This window comes from Pseudomonas sp. R19M (assembly GCF_050312585.1).
GTDB lineage: Bacteria > Pseudomonadota > Gammaproteobacteria > Pseudomonadales > Pseudomonadaceae > Aquipseudomonas > Aquipseudomonas palleroniana.
On record NZ_JBNPJV010000022.1, the window covers coordinates 18,444 to 35,843 of the forward strand.

Annotated in this window: 8 protein-coding genes and 1 pseudogene; 8 read left to right on the top strand and 1 reads right to left on the bottom strand. The window is 61.0% G+C overall.

All coding sequences use genetic code 11. From position 1 onward, the window contains the following. Positions 1–73 precede the first annotated feature (73 nt). From ACQRBT_RS03675 to ACQRBT_RS03710, 8 genes and pseudogenes are all read left to right on the top strand, one after another. Positions 74–1,948: an EAL domain-containing protein gene (locus ACQRBT_RS03675; RefSeq protein ID WP_412047590.1), complete on the top strand. Its 1,875-nt coding sequence runs from the start codon at positions 74–76 to the stop codon at positions 1,946–1,948. Between the two features lie 21 nt (positions 1,949–1,969). Continuing rightward, on the top strand, positions 1,970–2,932 hold the full coding sequence (locus ACQRBT_RS03680) for a cytochrome-c peroxidase (protein WP_412047591.1): 963 nt from the start codon (positions 1,970–1,972) through the stop codon (positions 2,930–2,932). Beyond that, positions 2,929–4,743: a DAHL domain-containing protein gene (locus ACQRBT_RS03685; protein ID WP_412047592.1), complete on the top strand. Its 1,815-nt coding sequence runs from the start codon at positions 2,929–2,931 to the stop codon at positions 4,741–4,743. The genes ACQRBT_RS03680 and ACQRBT_RS03685 overlap by 4 nt, the downstream gene beginning before the upstream one ends. After that, positions 4,740–6,119 (top strand): ATP-binding protein, encoded by a 1,380-nt coding sequence (locus tag ACQRBT_RS03690; protein WP_104995628.1) that lies wholly within the window; start codon positions 4,740–4,742, stop codon positions 6,117–6,119. The genes ACQRBT_RS03685 and ACQRBT_RS03690 overlap by 4 nt, the downstream gene beginning before the upstream one ends. Before the next feature lie 54 nt (positions 6,120–6,173). Beyond that, positions 6,174–6,360, top strand: a pseudogene (locus ACQRBT_RS03695) (LuxR C-terminal-related transcriptional regulator); the annotation flags it as partial. Next, positions 6,357–7,976: an FMN-binding glutamate synthase family protein gene (locus ACQRBT_RS03700; protein WP_161548183.1), complete on the top strand. Its 1,620-nt coding sequence runs from the start codon at positions 6,357–6,359 to the stop codon at positions 7,974–7,976. The pseudogene ACQRBT_RS03695 and the gene ACQRBT_RS03700, both read left to right, overlap by 4 nt. A gap of 165 nt (positions 7,977–8,141) precedes the next feature. Next, the gene (locus ACQRBT_RS03705; protein WP_090366509.1) at positions 8,142–9,272 is read left to right on the top strand and encodes an OpgC family protein; all 1,131 of its coding nucleotides are present in this window, start codon (positions 8,142–8,144) and stop codon (positions 9,270–9,272) included. 108 nt (positions 9,273–9,380) lie between these two features. Further along, positions 9,381–15,833 (top strand): NEL-type E3 ubiquitin ligase domain-containing protein, encoded by a 6,453-nt coding sequence (locus ACQRBT_RS03710; RefSeq protein ID WP_412047593.1) that lies wholly within the window; start codon positions 9,381–9,383, stop codon positions 15,831–15,833. Positions 15,834–15,863: 30 nt separating this feature from the next. Here the strand turns inward: ACQRBT_RS03710 and ACQRBT_RS03715 are convergent, their stop codons facing one another. Next, a complete protein-coding gene (locus ACQRBT_RS03715) occupies positions 15,864–17,264 on the bottom strand; it encodes an amino acid permease (protein ID WP_412047594.1) in 1,401 nt (466 codons plus the stop codon). Positions 17,265–17,400: the final 136 nt, after the last annotated feature.

Genomic DNA, 17,400 nt, shown 5'->3' on the forward strand with positions numbered 1-17,400 from the left:
GCCCCCCACTCAGAGGTGAAGCCAAGGAAGGAGCCGTTATGCAATCGAGCCTTTTGCCTGTGCGGAGCGCGCCATGAACATCGACCCGGGACGGGCCAACCGTCGCATCCTGATCGTCGATGACACCGCCTCGATCCACGAGGACTTTCGCAAGATCCTCTGCGCCGAAGCAGAGGGCGAAAAGTCCCTGGACAGCCTCGAAGCAACGCTTTTCGGCACCTCCGCGCCCGTGCGCCAGGCGTTTGTGCTGGACTCGGCCTATCAGGGCCAGGAAGCCCTTGAGCTGGTGAACAAAGCCCTGGCGCAGCAATCCCCCTACGCCATGGCGTTTATCGATATGCGCATGCCTCCGGGCTGGGATGGCTTGCAAACCATCGAACAGCTATGGAACGTCGATCCCAAGCTGCAAATCGCGCTGTGTACCGCCTATTCCGATTACTCATTCGAGGCCATCGAAGCGCGGCTGAAGTACAACGACCAATTGCTGATCCTGAAAAAACCCTTTGATCACCTGGAAATCCGCCAGATGGCCAGTGCCCTCACCTGGAAATGGCAACTGGCCCAGGATGTCGCCCTGAAGATGATCGACCTGGAGCGCACCATCGAGGAACGGGTGCAGGAATTGCTCAAGGTCTCGCGCCTGTTGCAATACGACACGCTCACCGACCTGCCCAACAGCACATTGCTGGGGGACCGTCTGTCCCAGGCGATTGCCCTGGGCCGACGGCACGAGACCCAGCTGGCGGTGGTCTTTATCGGCCTGGACCGTTTCAAACGCGTCAACAATGCCTGGGGCTACCCGGTGGGCGATGAAGTGCTGCAACAGGTCAGCCAAAGCCTGCTGGAGGCCGTGCGGGAATCGGATTCGGTGTTCCGTTATGGCTCTGACCAGTTCGTGGTCCTGCTCAACGATGTCCAGAATCTCCAGCAAACCCAGCATATCGCGCAAAAATTTCTCAATGCCATCAGCGTGACCCGCCATGTGGCCGGGCATGACCTGAGCGTCACCGCCAGCCTGGGCATCAGCACTTACCCCAATGACAGCGGCTCGGCGGTGGAGTTGATCAAGCACGCTGAAACCGCCATGCACAACAGCAAGGAACTGGGGCCGAACGACTTCCGTTTTTACACTGAAGACATGAACCTGCGCGCGCAACGCCAACAGGGCCTGGAAAGTGCGATCCGCCAGGCACTGGAGCGTGATGAGTTTGTACTGCATTACCAACCGAAGCTGGATTTGAAGTCCGGGCACATCGTTGGCGCCGAAGCGTTGATCCGCTGGTTCCAGCCACGCTCCGGCTGGGTCAGCCCCGCCGAATTCATTCCGGTGGCCGAAGACTGCGGGCTGATCGTGCCCCTGACGAAATGGGTGCTGCGTCGCGCCTGCGAGCAGGCTCAAGCCTGGAACGCCCTGGGCCTGAACCCGCTGAGTATCTCGGTGAATATCTCCTCGATCGACTTCCGCCAGCGCGACTTCGTTGAGAACCTGGCCGCCATTCTCAAGCAGACCGGGCTGCCCCCGGCCCAGCTGGAACTGGAGATCACGGAAAGTGTGTTGATGCAGAGCGTCGACACCACCGTCATCACGTTGAACCGGATCAAAGCCATGGGTGTCCGTCTGGCCCTGGACGACTTCGGCACGGGCTATTCCAGCCTCAGCTACCTGCGGCGCTTCCCCATCGATGTGTTGAAAATCGACCAGTCATTCATTCGCGGCCTGATTGTGAACAATCAGGATGCGCAGTTGATCAGCGCGATCATCGGCATGGGCAAAAGCCTGGATTTGAACATTATCGCCGAAGGGGTAGAGTCCCTCGAACAGCTGAAATTCCTCCAGGCCGAGCGCTGCGAGGAAGGCCAGGGTTTCCTGTTCAGCAAGGCAGTGCCTGCGCAGGAGTTCATCTTGTTGCTGCAGGCGGGCAAGACCAGCCTGATGCCCGATCATTAGTCGTTTGCAAGGAGTGCGCGATTGAAAGCAGTGTCAACCTACGGGCTTACCCTGGCGATATGGCTGGGCCTAGGCGCGCCGCTGATGGCCGCGCCGCTGGACGAAGCGCTCAAACCGCTGCCGCCGGTGCCCACCCTGGACCCGGCCAAAGTCGAGCTGGGCCGCCAACTGTTCAATGAGCCACGCCTGTCGGTGAATAACACATTGTCCTGCGCCAGCTGCCATCGCCTGGAAACCGGAGGGGCCGACAACAAGGCATTCTCCCTGGGCTTCGATGGCAAGCCGCTCGGTATCAACACGCCGACCGTGTTCAACGCCAGCCTGAACTTCAAACAGTTCTGGAATGGTCGGGTGGACACCCTGCAAGCCCAAGCCGAACACGTGGTCATCAACCCGACTGAAATGGGCAGCGACTGGAAAACCGTGGTGCAGAACTTGGCCGCCATGCCCCTCTACGCATCTGCATTTTCCAAGGCCTACCCGGATGGCGTCACCGCCGCCAACGTGCAAGACGCCCTGGCGACTTATGAACGTACGCTGCTCACCCCCAACTCTCGGTTCGATCAATATTTGCAGGGCAACACCGAGATTTTGACGATCCAGGAAAAGTACGGTTACCAGCGCTTCAAAGATTACGGCTGCATCGCCTGTCACCAGGGCGTGAACATCGGCGGCAACATGTTCCAGAAGTTCGGCGTGATGGGCGATTACTTCAAGGCCCGCGGCAACCCGCTCGAATCGGACCTGGGCCGTTACCTGGTGACCCAGGATGAAGAAGACCGTCACGTGTTCAAGGTGCCCAGCCTGCGCAATGTCGCGGTCACTGCGCCGTACTTCCACGACGGCTCGGCCAAGACCCTGGAGGACGCGGTGGATGTCATGTTCAAGTACCAACTGGGCCGCAACCCTTCCCAGGACGACAAAGACCTGATCATCCAGTTTCTCAAGACCCTGACCGGCCAATGGGAGGGTAAGCCACTATGACCCTGTCTCGCAGCCATACCAGCACCCTGCTGCTCACCCTGATGACCTTGGTTCTGGCCTCGATCCTGGTGTTTCTGTACCTCAAGTCAACCCGCGACCAGACCGCCACCTACACCCAGTCCCGGGACCTGATCCGGCAACTGCAGCAACTCAATGCCCAGTGGGACAGTGAGGTGCTCAAGGCCAGGATCTCCATTACCCGTAACTACGACCCGCTGGTCTCGCCTTTGCTGGAAATGACCCGGATATGGGCCGATCTGAAAAACCGTGAGTCTTACCACGACAGTCCCGACCTGGCTGGCTGGCAAGCCAGCCAGCAAGCCTACGAAGCCGCCCTCCAGGAAAAAGCCCGGCTGGTGGACCAGTTCAAATCCCACAACGCGGTGCTGCGCAATTCCCTCGCGTTCCTGCCGACCGCCGAAGACGATATCCAGGCCCAATTCAACCGCGTTGACGATGAAAGCAGGCTGCATGTACAAAGCGTGGCCACCGACACCTACGACCTGCTGCTCAGCAGCCTGGAGTTTGCCCAGGTCACCAGCGATGAGCGGGCGGCGGATATTCTGGTGGGCCTGGGCAAACTGGCGATCAACAAGGAAACCCTGCCCAGTGAGTTTCAGGCGCCAGTCGACATCCTGAGCAATCATATTGAGTTGATCCTGCGCGAGCAGCCGCTGGTCAATGGCCTGCTTGAGCACATTGCCGCGGTCCCGGTGGCCGAAAGCCTGGAGAACCTGAGCACCCATCTCGACCAGGACCAGCAGGCGTCCGATTGGGTGGACCATCAGTACCATCGCTACCTGCTGATCTTCTCGACCCTGCTGGTGGTGATGCTGCTCTACCTGGCGGTGCGCCTGTTACGCAGTTTCGCCGAGGTCAACCGGGTCAACCGCGCCTTGCAGGCGGCCAACGAAACCTTGGAGCAACGCGTGGAACGGCGCACCCAACAGCTCAAGGATGCCCAGAGCGAGCTGATGGACAGCGCCCGCCAGGCCGGCATGGCCGAGATCGCCACCAACGTGCTGCACAATGTCGGCAACGTGCTCAACAGCGTGAATATCTCCGCCGACCTGGTCGCACGCAAACTGCGCAGCAGCAAAGCCCAGGGCCTGGGCAAAGCCATGCAGTTGATCAATGAGCACCCGCACGACCTGGGCACCTTCCTGAGCGAAGACGAAAAAGGCAAGTTGCTGCCCAACTACTTGAACCAACTGGTGGACGCCATTGCCGTGGAACAGCAAGGCATGGCTGAAGAACTGGCGCAACTGAGCAAAAGTGTCGATCACATCAAGGACATCGTTTCCACGCAGCAATCCTATGCCGGTGTCGCAACCCCGCTGGAGCCGGTCCAGATCAGCACCCTGATGGAAGATGCCTTGCGCATGAACGCCGGCGCACTGAGCCGTCACCACGTCACGGTGGTCAAGGAGTTCGCGCCGGTACCCGAGGTAATGGGCGACAAACACCGGCTGCTGCTGATCATGGTCAACCTGATCAGCAACGCCAAGTACGCCATGTCCAACCTCAGCGACCGGCCACGGCAGATGACCCTCGCGGTCCGGACGCAGGGTGACGACATGCTGGAGATCAGTGTAAAAGATGAAGGCGAAGGTATACCGGCCGAAAACATGACGCGCATCTTCACCCACGGTTTCACGACTCGTAAGGAAGGCCATGGTTTCGGCCTGCACAGTTGCGCGCTGGCCGCCGTTGAGATGAACGGCCAGCTCAGTGCCCACAGCGATGGGCCAGGCCAAGGCGCTGTCTTTACCCTGAAAATCCCTCTTACCCCTGCCGGAAGCCCCGCATGAACCAGCCTCCTAACCGGCGCATCCTGTTGATTGATGACACGCCGTCGATTCACGAAGACTTCCGCAAAATCCTGATGCCGCAGGATGACTCCAACCAGGCGCTGGATGACATGGAATCAGCGTTGTTTGGCGACACGAGCAAACCCAAGACGCAGGCATTCGAGTTGCATTCGGCCTATGGCGGCGAAGAGGGCCTGGCGCTGCTGACAACGGCCATGGCCGAACAACGGCCCTACGCACTGGCCTTCGTCGACATGCGCATGCCCCAGGGCTGGGACGGGGCAAAGACCATCGAAGAACTCTGGAAAGTCGCTCCCGACCTGCAAGTGGTGGTCTGCACGGCCTATTCGGATTACTCCTGGGACACGCTGCTAGAGCGCCTGCACGCCCATGACCGTTTGCTGATCCTGAAAAAGCCCTTCGACAATATCGAAGTCCAGCAGATGGCCAATACCCTGGCCAACAAATGGGACATGGCCCGACGCGCCTCGCTGCAAACCGCCCATCTGGAACAGTTGGTGGAACAACGCACCCAGGCGCTGCAAGTGGAAATCGCCGAGCGCAAGCTCCTCGAAAGCCAGCTGGTGCAGTCCGAGAAACTCGCGTCGCTGGGGCAACTCGCAGCCGGTGTGGCGCATGAGATCAACAACCCGGTGGGTTTTATCTCCTCCAACCTCAGTACGCTCGATAGCTATTTCAACCAGCTGCAACAGATGCTGGACGCCTACCACCATGCCGAAAGCCAGCTGGCGCCGGGGGAAACGCTGGATCGGCTCAAGGCTTTACGCACCGAACTGGAGCTGGATTTTCTCAAGGAAGATGTCCCCATCCTCATCCGTGAATCCAAGGAAGGCATTGGCCGCGTGGTACAGATCGTCAAAGACCTGAAAAACTTTTCCCGGGTGGATAACGACCAGGCCTGGCAATTCGCCGACCTGCAGCACGGCATCGACTCCACGCTGAACATTGTCGCCAGCGAACTCAAATACAAGGCCGATGTGGTCAAGCATTACGCGCCCTTGCCGGAGATCGAATGCCTGGCCTCGCAACTCAACCAGGTGGTGATGAACCTGGTCATCAACGCGGCGCAGGCCATGGGGCCGGAGCGCGGCACGATCACCATCAGCAATGGGGTGGAAGGCGAAAACGTGTGGCTGGAAGTGGCGGACAACGGCTGTGGAATAGCCCCGGAAACCGTGCAGAAGATTTTCGATCCGTTCTTCACCACCAAGCCGGTGGGCGAAGGCACCGGGTTGGGACTGTCACTGTCCTACGGCATCGTCAAGAAACACCGGGGCGATATTTCCGTCAGCAGCGAAGTGGGCAAGGGGACGAAGTTTCGCGTGGTGCTGCCGATCCGGCAAACGGCGGCATAGAACGCGCCAAGATAACGGCGCTTCTCCTGACTGACGGGCATCAGGGCCTGCTATTTGATGCCCAGCGGTTGCTCCAGCAAGGAGATCGCTCGTAAGCTTCAAGGCTCTGTAAACCGTGAAAGTCCATAAGAAATACCCGTACAGCAGGCTGGGGAGCCAATCCCAGTCGCAGCTGTCGTCGATTTTTCTTCAGGCGCAAAACGCCTGGCCGATGAGTCCGAACCCAAGGAACCCCGTATGAGCCTGTCGTTACTAAGCCGTTACGCCTTCTTTGCCGTGTGCGTCATTTTCACCCTCGCCAGCCTCCCCTTTATCGAACACGAATGGTTGTGGCCGATTACCGTGATCACCGGCCTATTGAGCCTGATCGGTATTTTCGACCTGCTGCAAAGCCCCCACGCCGTGCGCCGCAACTACCCGATCCTGGGCAATATCCGTTATCTGGTGGAAACCATCCGCCCGGAAATACGCCAGTACCTGCTGGAGTCCGACAGCGACGCCCTGCCCTTCTCCCGGGCCCAGCGTTCGCTGGTGTACTCGCGCGCCAAGAACGAAACCGCCGACAAACCCTTCGGCACGCTGATCGATGTGTACCAGTCGGGCTTTGAATTCATCGGCCACTCCATGCGCCCGGCTCCGCTGAGCGACCCCAGCACCTTCCGCGTGATGGTCGGCGGCCCTCAGTGCACGCAGCCTTACTCGGCGTCGGTGTTCAATATCTCGGCGATGAGTTTCGGCTCCCTGAGCGCCAACGCGATCCGCGCCCTCAACCAGGGCGCCAAGCTCGGCAACTTCGCCCATGACACCGGTGAAGGCAGCATCAGCCCCTATCACCGTGAGAACGGCGGCGACCTGACCTGGGAACTGGGCAGCGGCTACTTTGGCTGCCGCACCAGCGACGGCCGCTTCGACCCGGAACGCTTCGCCCTGCAGGCGCAGAACCCGCAAGTGCGCATGATCGAAATCAAGATGAGCCAGGGCGCCAAGCCCGGCCATGGTGGGATCCTGCCCAAGCACAAGGTGACCAAAGAAATTGCCGAGACACGCGGCATCATGATGGGCGAGGACTGCGTCTCCCCCTCGCGCCACAGCGCATTCTCCACCCCCATCGAAATGATGCACTTCATCGCCCAACTGCGTGAGCTCTCCGGGGGCAAACCCGTGGGCTTCAAGTTCTGCCTCGGCCACCCGTGGGAATTCATGGGCATTGCCAAGGCCATGCTGGAAACCGGCATTCTCCCGGACTTCATCGTGGTCGACGGCAAGGAAGGCGGCACCGGCGCCGCGCCCGTGGAATTCACCGACCATATCGGCGTGCCGCTGCGTGAAGGCCTGTTGTTCGTGCATAACACCCTGGTGGGCCTGAACCTGCGCGACAAGATCAAGCTCGGAGCCAGCGGCAAGATCGTCAGCGCATTCGACATCGCCAGCGTGCTGGCCATCGGCGCCGATTGGGCCAACTCGGCACGGGGCTTCATGTTCGCGATTGGCTGCATCCAGTCGCAAAGCTGCCACACCAACAAATGCCCGACCGGCGTCGCCACCCAAGACCCGCTGCGCCAACGGGCACTGGTGGTGCCGGACAAGGCCCAGCGCGTATTCAACTTCCACCGCAGCACCCTCAAGGCACTGGCGGAAATGCTCGCGGCGGCGGGTCTCGAACACCCGTCGCAACTGTCGGCCAAACACCTGGTGCGACGCATGTCAGCGACAGAGATCAAGCTGTTCTCACAACTGCATGTGTTTCTCAAGCCTGGTGAGCTGCTGACGGGTGAGGTCAACGGCGAGTTCTATTCACGCATGTGGCAGATGGCGCGGGCGGACAGTTTTGAGCCCAATGAGGTCGAGGCTGCGTGATATCCCCAAGGCCTGCCCGACATCGGGCAGGCTTTACATTCAGTAATAACCCGCTTTTGCAATCATTTACAAATCCCGCCACCCTGCGCCCGCCCGACGTGCGGCGTACGACAACACGCGCGCTCGCCTGTCTTCATTAAACCTATTGTTCAAGAGCCAGCCGCCATGCTGAACGGACGCGACCCGCGCATCGATTTTTTTCGGGGCCTGGCGTTGATCTTCATTTTCTGGGATCACGTCCCCCACAACCCACTCGGCCAGATCACCTTGCGCAACATCGGTTTCAGCGATGCGGCGGAGGTGTTTGTGTTCCTCGCCGGCTACGCTGCCGTATTGGCCTACGGCAAGATCCTGCAACGTGATGGCTACTGGTTCGCCTCGCTGAAAATCCTGCGCCGAGCCTGGGTGCTGTACGTGGTGCATATTTTCTTGTTGGCCATGCTGATGGGCATCGTGTTCTTCGCCAACAGCCATGTGGAGACCCGCGACCTGGTCCAGGAGATGGGCCTGACGCACTTCATCACCCATCCGCAACAGGCACTAACCGACGAGCTGCTGCTGCGCTTCAAGCCCAACCTGATGGACCCGTTGCCGCTCTACATCGTGCTGCTGGCCGGCCTGCCGCTGGTATTGCCGTTGATGCTGCGCCGGACTTGGGCCGTGGTGGCGCTGTCCGCCACGGTGTACCTGCTGGCGCCCTGGATGGGCTGGAACCTGCGGGCGATTGCAGATGGCGTGTGGTATTTCAACCCGGTGACCTGGCAGTTCCTGTTTGTACTGGGCGGCGCGGCGGCGATCTACAGCCAGAGGCTTGAGCCCACTCAACCGCGACCGTTGTTGCAGCAACCCGTGTTTGTGCTGGCGGCGCTCTACGTGCTACTGGCCGGGGTTCTGACGCTGTCCTGGCGCTGGCCTCAGGTGCACGACGCCTGGGTGCCCGCTGCCCTCAGCGACCTGATCTACCCCATCAGCAAGACCGACCTGTCACCTGTGCGCCTGGTGCATTTCCTGGCCCTGGCCTACGTGACCGCCAAGTTGCTCCCGACCACCGGCTGGACGCGCAACTGGCCGGCCGAACAGGTGTGCCGCATGGGCCGTTACTCGCTCGAAGTGTTTTGCCTCGGTGTGTTGCTCGCGCCGTTGGCAGACATGCTTAACGCACTCATGGGCGACACCCTGCTCATGCAATTACTCACCGCCATCACCGGCATGCTGCTGATGGGAGGCTTGGCCGCCTGGATGGAGTTCAACAAACGCCTGGACCAGCGGCCGTTCGTCCACACGCTCGCACGGTAGCCGCGCCAATCGCCCCGTGCCGTTCACGCAAGCTATATAGGTAGCGCCAGCGAACGGTACGGGGATGCTTCCATTTGCCCTCCACTTAACAGTGAAAGGAAATGGTCGATGCCTACCCATCCACCGCTCAATGAATTGTCGGGCGAGCTGCAAACCAGCGAATCCTGGGCTCGCCAAGAGACCCTGGAAATGCTCCGCGAAACCTTCGCACGCTCCATGAGCAGCCTGAGCCATGAGCAACAACGCGACTACGTCAAGCTGCAACGCGAAGCCCACAAGGCCCTGCTGGCCGTGGACGCGCAAAACGCCAAGCTGATCAGCGACTTCAAGGCCAGCGGCTTGGCCCAATTGCGCAGCCGCATCGGCGGCCAGGACCCCGAAAAGGCCTACCTGCACACCCGCTACCTAGAAGAGTTGCAAGCCCCCCTGCCCTGGGAACCGCGCACCAGTGCCATGAACGATGGGCGAGGCGCACGCCGTTTTCGCCGGGCCTACGATACGTGGAAATACCGTGCCCACCATTCCAGCCTGTCGTTGTGGGATGCGGCCTGTCTCAACTTCGACTTCACCACCAGTCATTCGCCCAAGGCGGGGCAAACCTTTGTCGATGCATCGTCGCTCAGTGGCGTGGACGACCCGGATCTGACCGTCGAAAAATTCATCCAGATCAGCCGCGACCTCGACCTCGGCGGCCAACTGCAAACCACCCTTAACGACGCCCTGCGCAAAGGCGGAAAACTTCAGACTCTGCTGCTGGCCAGTGCGCGTGCCAGCCTGGCGTTCGAAGCCCTGGAGGCGTATCGCAACCGGGCCAGTACCGGCGTGACCCGTGAGCTCTACGATAAGCTCAGCCAGGCCATCGACGGCAGCGGCCCCGCGCTTGAATTCGAGACGTTCAGCATACGCACCGGCAAAACCATTGCAGTGCCCTTGCTGATGATCCGAGTGGCCAGCCTGGGCGTCGTCTCCTACTTTCCGTTCCGCCCCGACGGTGCCTTGCGCTTTCACGTGGACGCCACCAGCGCCAACCAGACGTTTGTGCAGCAACTCAAGGACAGCCACCGCAAGGGCGACCTGGGCTGGTTTGCAAGGCAACTGCCCACCCCCGAACTACGCGGGTTCCAGAAGTTACTCAAGGATGAACCGCGCCCGCCTGGCCTGAACCCGTTGGCGGGGTTCCTGTATGACACCTTTCATCGCCTGTTCCCCGAACGTACTCTCGACAGCCTGCGTTTTAGCGCCGACCCCAAGCAAAACCGCAAACACACCCTGGTCGAAGCCCTGACCCAGCGCCAGGTGAAACGCTACCGGGCCAACCTTTCAACCCTCGCCACCGCCCGTTCGGAGCGCGACCTGCAAGCGGTGATCGACGGTGCAGCGGCGATCGCCGATGAGATTCTGCAACTGCTGCTGACCCCCGTGCCAGGTGGCGTCAGCGGGTTGAACCGGGTCATGCAGGCGGTAGTGTTCGGCAGCCTGGGCTACAGCCTGATCACCGGCATCAACGAAGCGGCCAAAGGCGAAGCCAGCCAGTTCGCGGCGGCGCTGAGCGATGTGGCCGACCTTGCGGTCAACGGCTTGTTGATCACCACCGCCGGGCGTGTGCACCGGCAACGCCTGGAGCAGTTGATCCAGCGATTGGGCCAGCCACGCAAAGTCATGCGCAGCGACAGTACCTATGAACTGTGGACACCGGATATCCGCCCTTACGCGGTGCCGGACCAGAACCTCCTCGACGGCCAGCGCATCAGCCCACAAGGCACTTACACGATCAAGGGTCACCAGTACGCCTGGCTCGAGCAAAACGGGCAACGGCAGGTGGTGGAGGTCGACTACGACGCCCAAGCCATGCGCTGGAAAATCAAGCACGGCGATGGCACCGCCTACGCCCCGACGATTGTCTTCGACCCGGCGCAACAGGTCTGGGTGCTGGACCTGCAAGATGCCCATACCCTCTCGGACCGCCAATTGACCGAGCGCATGCTGCCCAACGGCACCCATGCGCTCACCGATGCCGATATGCACACGCTGCTGCGCAGTACGGCCACCACGCGCGCCATTCTGGACCGCGTGTGGTCGGGCAGCCCTGCCCCCATCACCCTGACTGAAGGGGTACGTCGCCTGCAGGCGGACCAGTTGATCAACCAACTGATCAACCACTTTCACCGGCGCGGACATTGGCCACCGCATGCCGACAGCCTGGTACTGAGCCTGTTGACTCAACTGCCGGATTGGCCGGCGCAGGTGCTGATCGACGTGTACGACCCGTACGGCACGCCGCTCGAAAGCTACGCCAAAAGCGACCCACCGCCGGACACATCACAGCGCATTACCCTCACGCGCCGCGATGACGGCACCTACAGCGCCTTGGGCGACACAGGCAGCGGCGCCGTGACCCAGGAGCGCTTGTTTGAATTGATCCTGCGTGCGCAACCCGTCGCCTCGGTGCTGGGCAAAGAAGGCAGCCCCAACCTCACCGAAGCCCAGCGCATCGCCCGGATACGCCTGCAGATCAGTGGACTGGCGCGAGCGCGGCGAATCGACCTGTTCAGCGCCCTGACACGCTACTCAGGCTTTGCCCGCCATGAAATCGCAGCCACCGATACCGCCAGGGTGTTTGTGCCGGTCAGGGCCGCGCGGCCGCGGGTGGAAGTCACCCCGGTGTTGAAAAAACTGCGTGACCTGTACCCCCCCTTGAGCTCGGCCAACCTTGATCAACTGCTGCGCGACCAGCGCTTCAGCAGCACCGAGCGGGCGCAGTTCCTGCAGGATGGCACGCTGCCCCATGTACTGCGTGAACACCTGGAAAACCATCGAACGGCCCTGCGCATCGACGCCGTGATCGATGGTTTGTACCACGCGAGGGCTTTTGATGCGGACACCGATCTATGGGCACGGGAGTTTGCCTCCAGCCTGATCCGCAATACCCTCAAGCGGCACTTCGTAATCACCGAGATCGACGACAAGCCGTATGCCAACAGTGGCCCGGATGACACCACCGTGGAGTTGCGGCACTACGGCGACGGTCATTACCAGGCCTATGACATGCGCAATGCGGGCCTGATCCCGGTGTCGCCGAGCGTCGACAGCTTCTACCTGGCCATCGGCTCAGTGCTGCAACCCCACGAACGGCTGAAACTGGGCATGACCTCAGACACCGATGCCCAGGGTTTGCGCAACACCCTTGGCGACCTGATGAGCGCCCAACGCAGCCCCGAAGGCTACATCACCCTGCTCGATCAGTCGTTGGGCCAGTACGCGCAAAGCGTGGTGCTGCCCGCCAACCTGTTACCCGACGCCCTGGGCCTTTACGAACTCGACGGGCAACAACTGCTGCCCCTGTATGGCTCGTTGTACCCGGTGACCTATGACCACACCCGGCTCAAATGGCGGCTCAAGCACCCGAAAAAAGTCGGTGTCGACACGCCCCGCCTGGAGCACAATCGTCGTGGCGCGTGGCGGCTTTCCAACGAAAACCCGTTGTCCTGGGACGACCACCACCTGTTCTATCGCCTCGGCAGCGAGGACTTCAACGTCGACCAAGCCACCGCGCAACACATCCTCAAGCTCACCGACACCCCGTCGCGGGCCTTGCGCGAAGTGCACAGCGCCGGCCTGGCTCCCCCTCCGTTGCTGATTGATACCAGCAAGCGCTTTCGCCTCGAGCGCGAGATCCTGCACTTCATCCGCGCCATGACCACCTACACGGCCAACCGCAGTGCACGGGCTTCGCTGCAATTGCTGTTGGTCAGCGCCTTGCCCGGATGGCCGCGCAGCCATGCCTTGGAAGTGGTCGACAGCCACGGCAAGGTGCTCGGACAGTACCCGAGCCAACTCAACCCCGACGCCGAGAAGATCCGCATCAGCGAGGCCGACAGCCACGGCCCCGAGCCGCTGAAAAATATCGTATTGAACACCGCCTTGATCGAGGCACTGCTCGGCGAACTGCCCGCGACCCAGCAGGAGCGATTGTTCAAACTGGCGAAGAAAATCGCCGAGCATGCTCATCAGGAACGCGCTCAGCTATTCGATATCCTCTACCGCCAGAGCGAACAGAGCGGCACTCGCCTGGAAAAGCGCTTGCAGAACCATCATCCGGCACTCCCCATCAGCGCGGCGAAGGCGATTCTGGAGCATGCCAGCCGCCAGGAACTCAAGCAGTTGCACGATCACGACGAGGTCGGCCTGCGCCTGGCAGAACAGGCGCGCCTGACCGCCCATGATGTGCGCCTGAACCGCGCCTTCGAAGGTTTGTACCTCACGACCCTGGCCAACCCCGACAGCGCAAAGATCATCCTGCATTTGCTCAAGAGCGTCCCCGGCTGGCCGGCGGCCCTGCGCCTGGATATCCACGCAGGTACGCCTAAAGGGCGCTTGCTGGAGCATGCCGGGATCCTCGACGGCAATGATCGTCGGGTTCTGGTGAAGATGGACAACGGCTATCGGGCTTACGACGGCATGGGCCAGGCGCTGGGAGAAACCAGCGACCTGCTCGGGGGCGTCGCCGACCTGCTCTCCGAAACTGAGCGCCAGGCCCTGGGCATTGACGACAGCGGTGACTTGACCCCATTGCGGCACCGCCTCGCTGACCTCGCGCTGGGCCAGCGCGTGGCGATCAAGGCCCTGCTCGATCTGCCGAATATTCCGTACTGGCTGCAGCCGCCGATGGCGGTCAACAGTTCATTCACGGCCTACCCGTTTACCTTGAGCGACCTATGGCCGTTCCACGCCCGCCAGCCGGTGGATCTGGTCAGCAAGGTGCGCGAGATCTACACCAGTTTCAGCGTGGCCAAAGCCAACGCCCTGATTGATGCAATGGGCATGAGCGAACCCGCCGCGTTGCTCGAACTGGAGCGGCGCAAGGCCGAATACCAGGCCCTGGATTACGGCCTTACCCGCTGGGCGGAATCGCCCCACGCCAACGACGCCCCCGCCACCGACCCCTTGGGCATGAACCTCGGCCAGCGGCGCTACCTGGCCGAACAGATCCGCAGCGCGTGGCGTCAGGAAACCCGCGTACTGTATGCCGACGGCCTGCTCGACGTGCACGTGCTCAAGCTGCAACTGGGCGACAACGACTTGCCCGACACCGATTTTCTCCTGGGCACCCAGGGCTTTGCGCATATCGATTACCTGCATATCGCCGCCGATAGCTTCCCGGCCACCGGTAATGCGTTTCTGAGCAAGTTCGCCAACCTCAAGTATCTGAAAATCGACTGCATGCTCACGGAGCTGCCCGCCAGCATCACCGCGATGACCCAGTTGGAACAGTTGTTCCTGGCGGACAACAACATCGTGCTGACCGACGAATCCCGGCAACGCCTGAGCACCCTGACCCGCCTGGAAGAACTGCACCTGGATAACAACCCATTGGGCCTGCCACCGGATATCAGCAGCATGCCGAGGCTGACGGTTCTGTCACTGCGCAATACCGGCCTCACTCAATGGCCAATAGGTGCCGAAACCCGCGACGACCTGGGTGCGTTGATGCTTCAGGAAAACCGTATTACCACGCTTCCCGACGCGTTGTTCAACACCAGCATGGCCCGCACCAATCGCAATACGGTGTTGCACGACAACCCCTTGGACGCCGACACGCTAGAGCGGATAAACGACTACTACGCCCAGACCGGCGTCAGGCTGGGCGGCCCCTTGCCGGGCATCCAGCATCAACAGAACGTGCCGGCCGACTTGAATGATTGGCTTACCGGCATCCCTGCTGCCGAACACGCGGCCTGCAAAAAGCTGTGGGACCTATTGAAGAGCAACGAGGACGCGAGCTCCGATGACGCATTTCGCGTACTGAAGGACCTGACCAAGTCTTATGCCTATGTAAAGAACGAAACCTCGAAAAAAGCCCTGACCCAACGGGTGTGGCACCTGCTGAACGCCATGGGCGATTCCACCGAGTTACGTAACGACGTATTCCTCAACACCTACCTGGCAGGCACCTGTGGTGATGGGGCGATCCTGGCCTTTATCGATATGGAAATCCGCCACCTGCGCTACGTGGCCAAGGCGCAATCGAACATCGCCATAGCCGAACGCGAGCTGCTGGCCTTGGCGCAAAGCCTGTTCTACCTGCGCACACTCGACCAGTTCGCCGAGGACCATCTGAAATCACTGCGCGAGGCCCAGGTCGATCCTGACGATGCCGAGGTGAAGCTGTATTTGCGCATGAGCCTGGCAAAGGAGTTCAACCTGCCGGTGCATCAGGAAGAGCTGTTGTATTCGGCACGGGAGTGGGTCAAGTCCAGGGATATTGCCAATGCCCGGCAGAAGCTGCGGGACATCAGCAAGACCGACGCGCCGCAGACCTCTTTGTTGCAGGAAGACTTCTGGCTCGAATACCTCGCCCGCAGCTACCCGGAGCCTTTCAGCACCATTGACACCATCACCCGGCACCAGGTGAATGCGTTGAACCAGGCAGTGACGGACAAACGCTCAGACACCTACCTGGACCGGCGCCAGTCGATTACCGACCAGGAAACTGCCGAACGTGAACGCCTGATCCGTCAATTGACCCAGGCGGCACAACTGGCCAACCAGAGACGCAGCTAACGCCAGGGGAGCGAACTCGCTCCCCCCGCACTAAACGGAGCGTGGCACACCCTCACTCGCGTCGGTCGGCTGCAACTTGAAGGCATAGAACACAAGCGTCAGCAGCACCAGGAACACCGGCCCCACATACAGCGCCACGCGGGTGTCCGGGAAGTACGCCATCAACCCCACGACCAACACCAGGAACGCTAGCGCCAGGTACGAACTGACCGGGTACAACCACATACGGTACTTCAACCCGGCCTGTTCGGCGGCGCTCAAGCTTTTACGGAATTTAAGCTGGGCCAGCAGGATCATCAGCCAGGTCCAGATCGCGCCGAAGGTGGCGATGGAGGTGACCCAGACAAAGACTTTTTCCGGCACCAGGTAGTTGAGCAACACCCCCAGCAGCAGCGCGAAGATCGACAACAGCAGGGCGCGACGCGGCACACCGTTGTTCGAGGTCTTGGCGAAGGTCGCCGGGGCCTGGCCGTTCTGCGCCAGGCTGTAAAGCATGCGCCCGGTGCTGAAGATGCCGCCGTTGCACGACGACAGGGCCGCGGTGATCACCACAAAGTTGATGATGCCGGCGGCGGTCTTGATCCCCAGGCGCTCGAAGGTCATCACAAACGGGCTGCCTTGGGTACCGATCGCATTCCACGGGTAGATCGACAGAATCACAAACAGCGCCCCCACATAGAAGAGCAGGATGCGCCAGAACACCGAGCCGATTGCGCTGGGGATGGTCTTCTGCGGGTTCTTCGCTTCACCGGCGGTCAGGCCGATCATCTCCACGCCCAGGTAGGCGAACATGACCATTTGCAAGGACATCAGGACGCCCTGCACGCCATTGGGCATGAAACCGCCGTGGGCCCACAGGTTGGAAATACCCAGCGCCACGCCATCGTTGCCGAAACCGAACGCAATGATGCCAACGCCGCCGATGACCATCGCAATGATCGTGACGATCTTGATCAGGGCAAACCAGAACTCGAACTCACCGAACGCCTTGACCGCGATCAGATTGATGGTGCCCATGCTGATCAGCGCCGCCAAGGCCCAGATCCAGCGCGGCGTATCGGGGAACCACACGCCCATGTACACCGCGACCGCCGTGATTTCCGCGACACAGGTCACCAGCCACAGGAACCAGTAGTTCCAGCCGGTCAGGAAGCCCGCCAACGGGCCCAGATAATCCTGTGCATAACGGCTGAACGAACCGGCGACAGGGTTGTGCACGGCCATCTCGCCGAGCGCACGCATGATCACCAGGATCGCCAGGCCACCGATGATGTACGACAGCATGATCGCCGGACCGGCCATTTCAATGGCCTTGGCCGAACCCAGGAACAGACCGACACCGATGCAGGCGCCGAGTGCCATCAAGCGAATGTGTCGCTCACCGAGTTCGCGTTTGAGCGGGCCGCCTTGAGCGGTCTCGCCATGGGGCATGGGGGTTGCCGACTGGCATAGGGATACAACCTCATCTTGTTATTGGATAGCCCGTCGCGTTTCACACGCCGTTGCCGGTAAGGCCAGGCGGAAATCGAAACCGGGGCCGTCTCATGAACAGCCCCGCCTTGCAGGG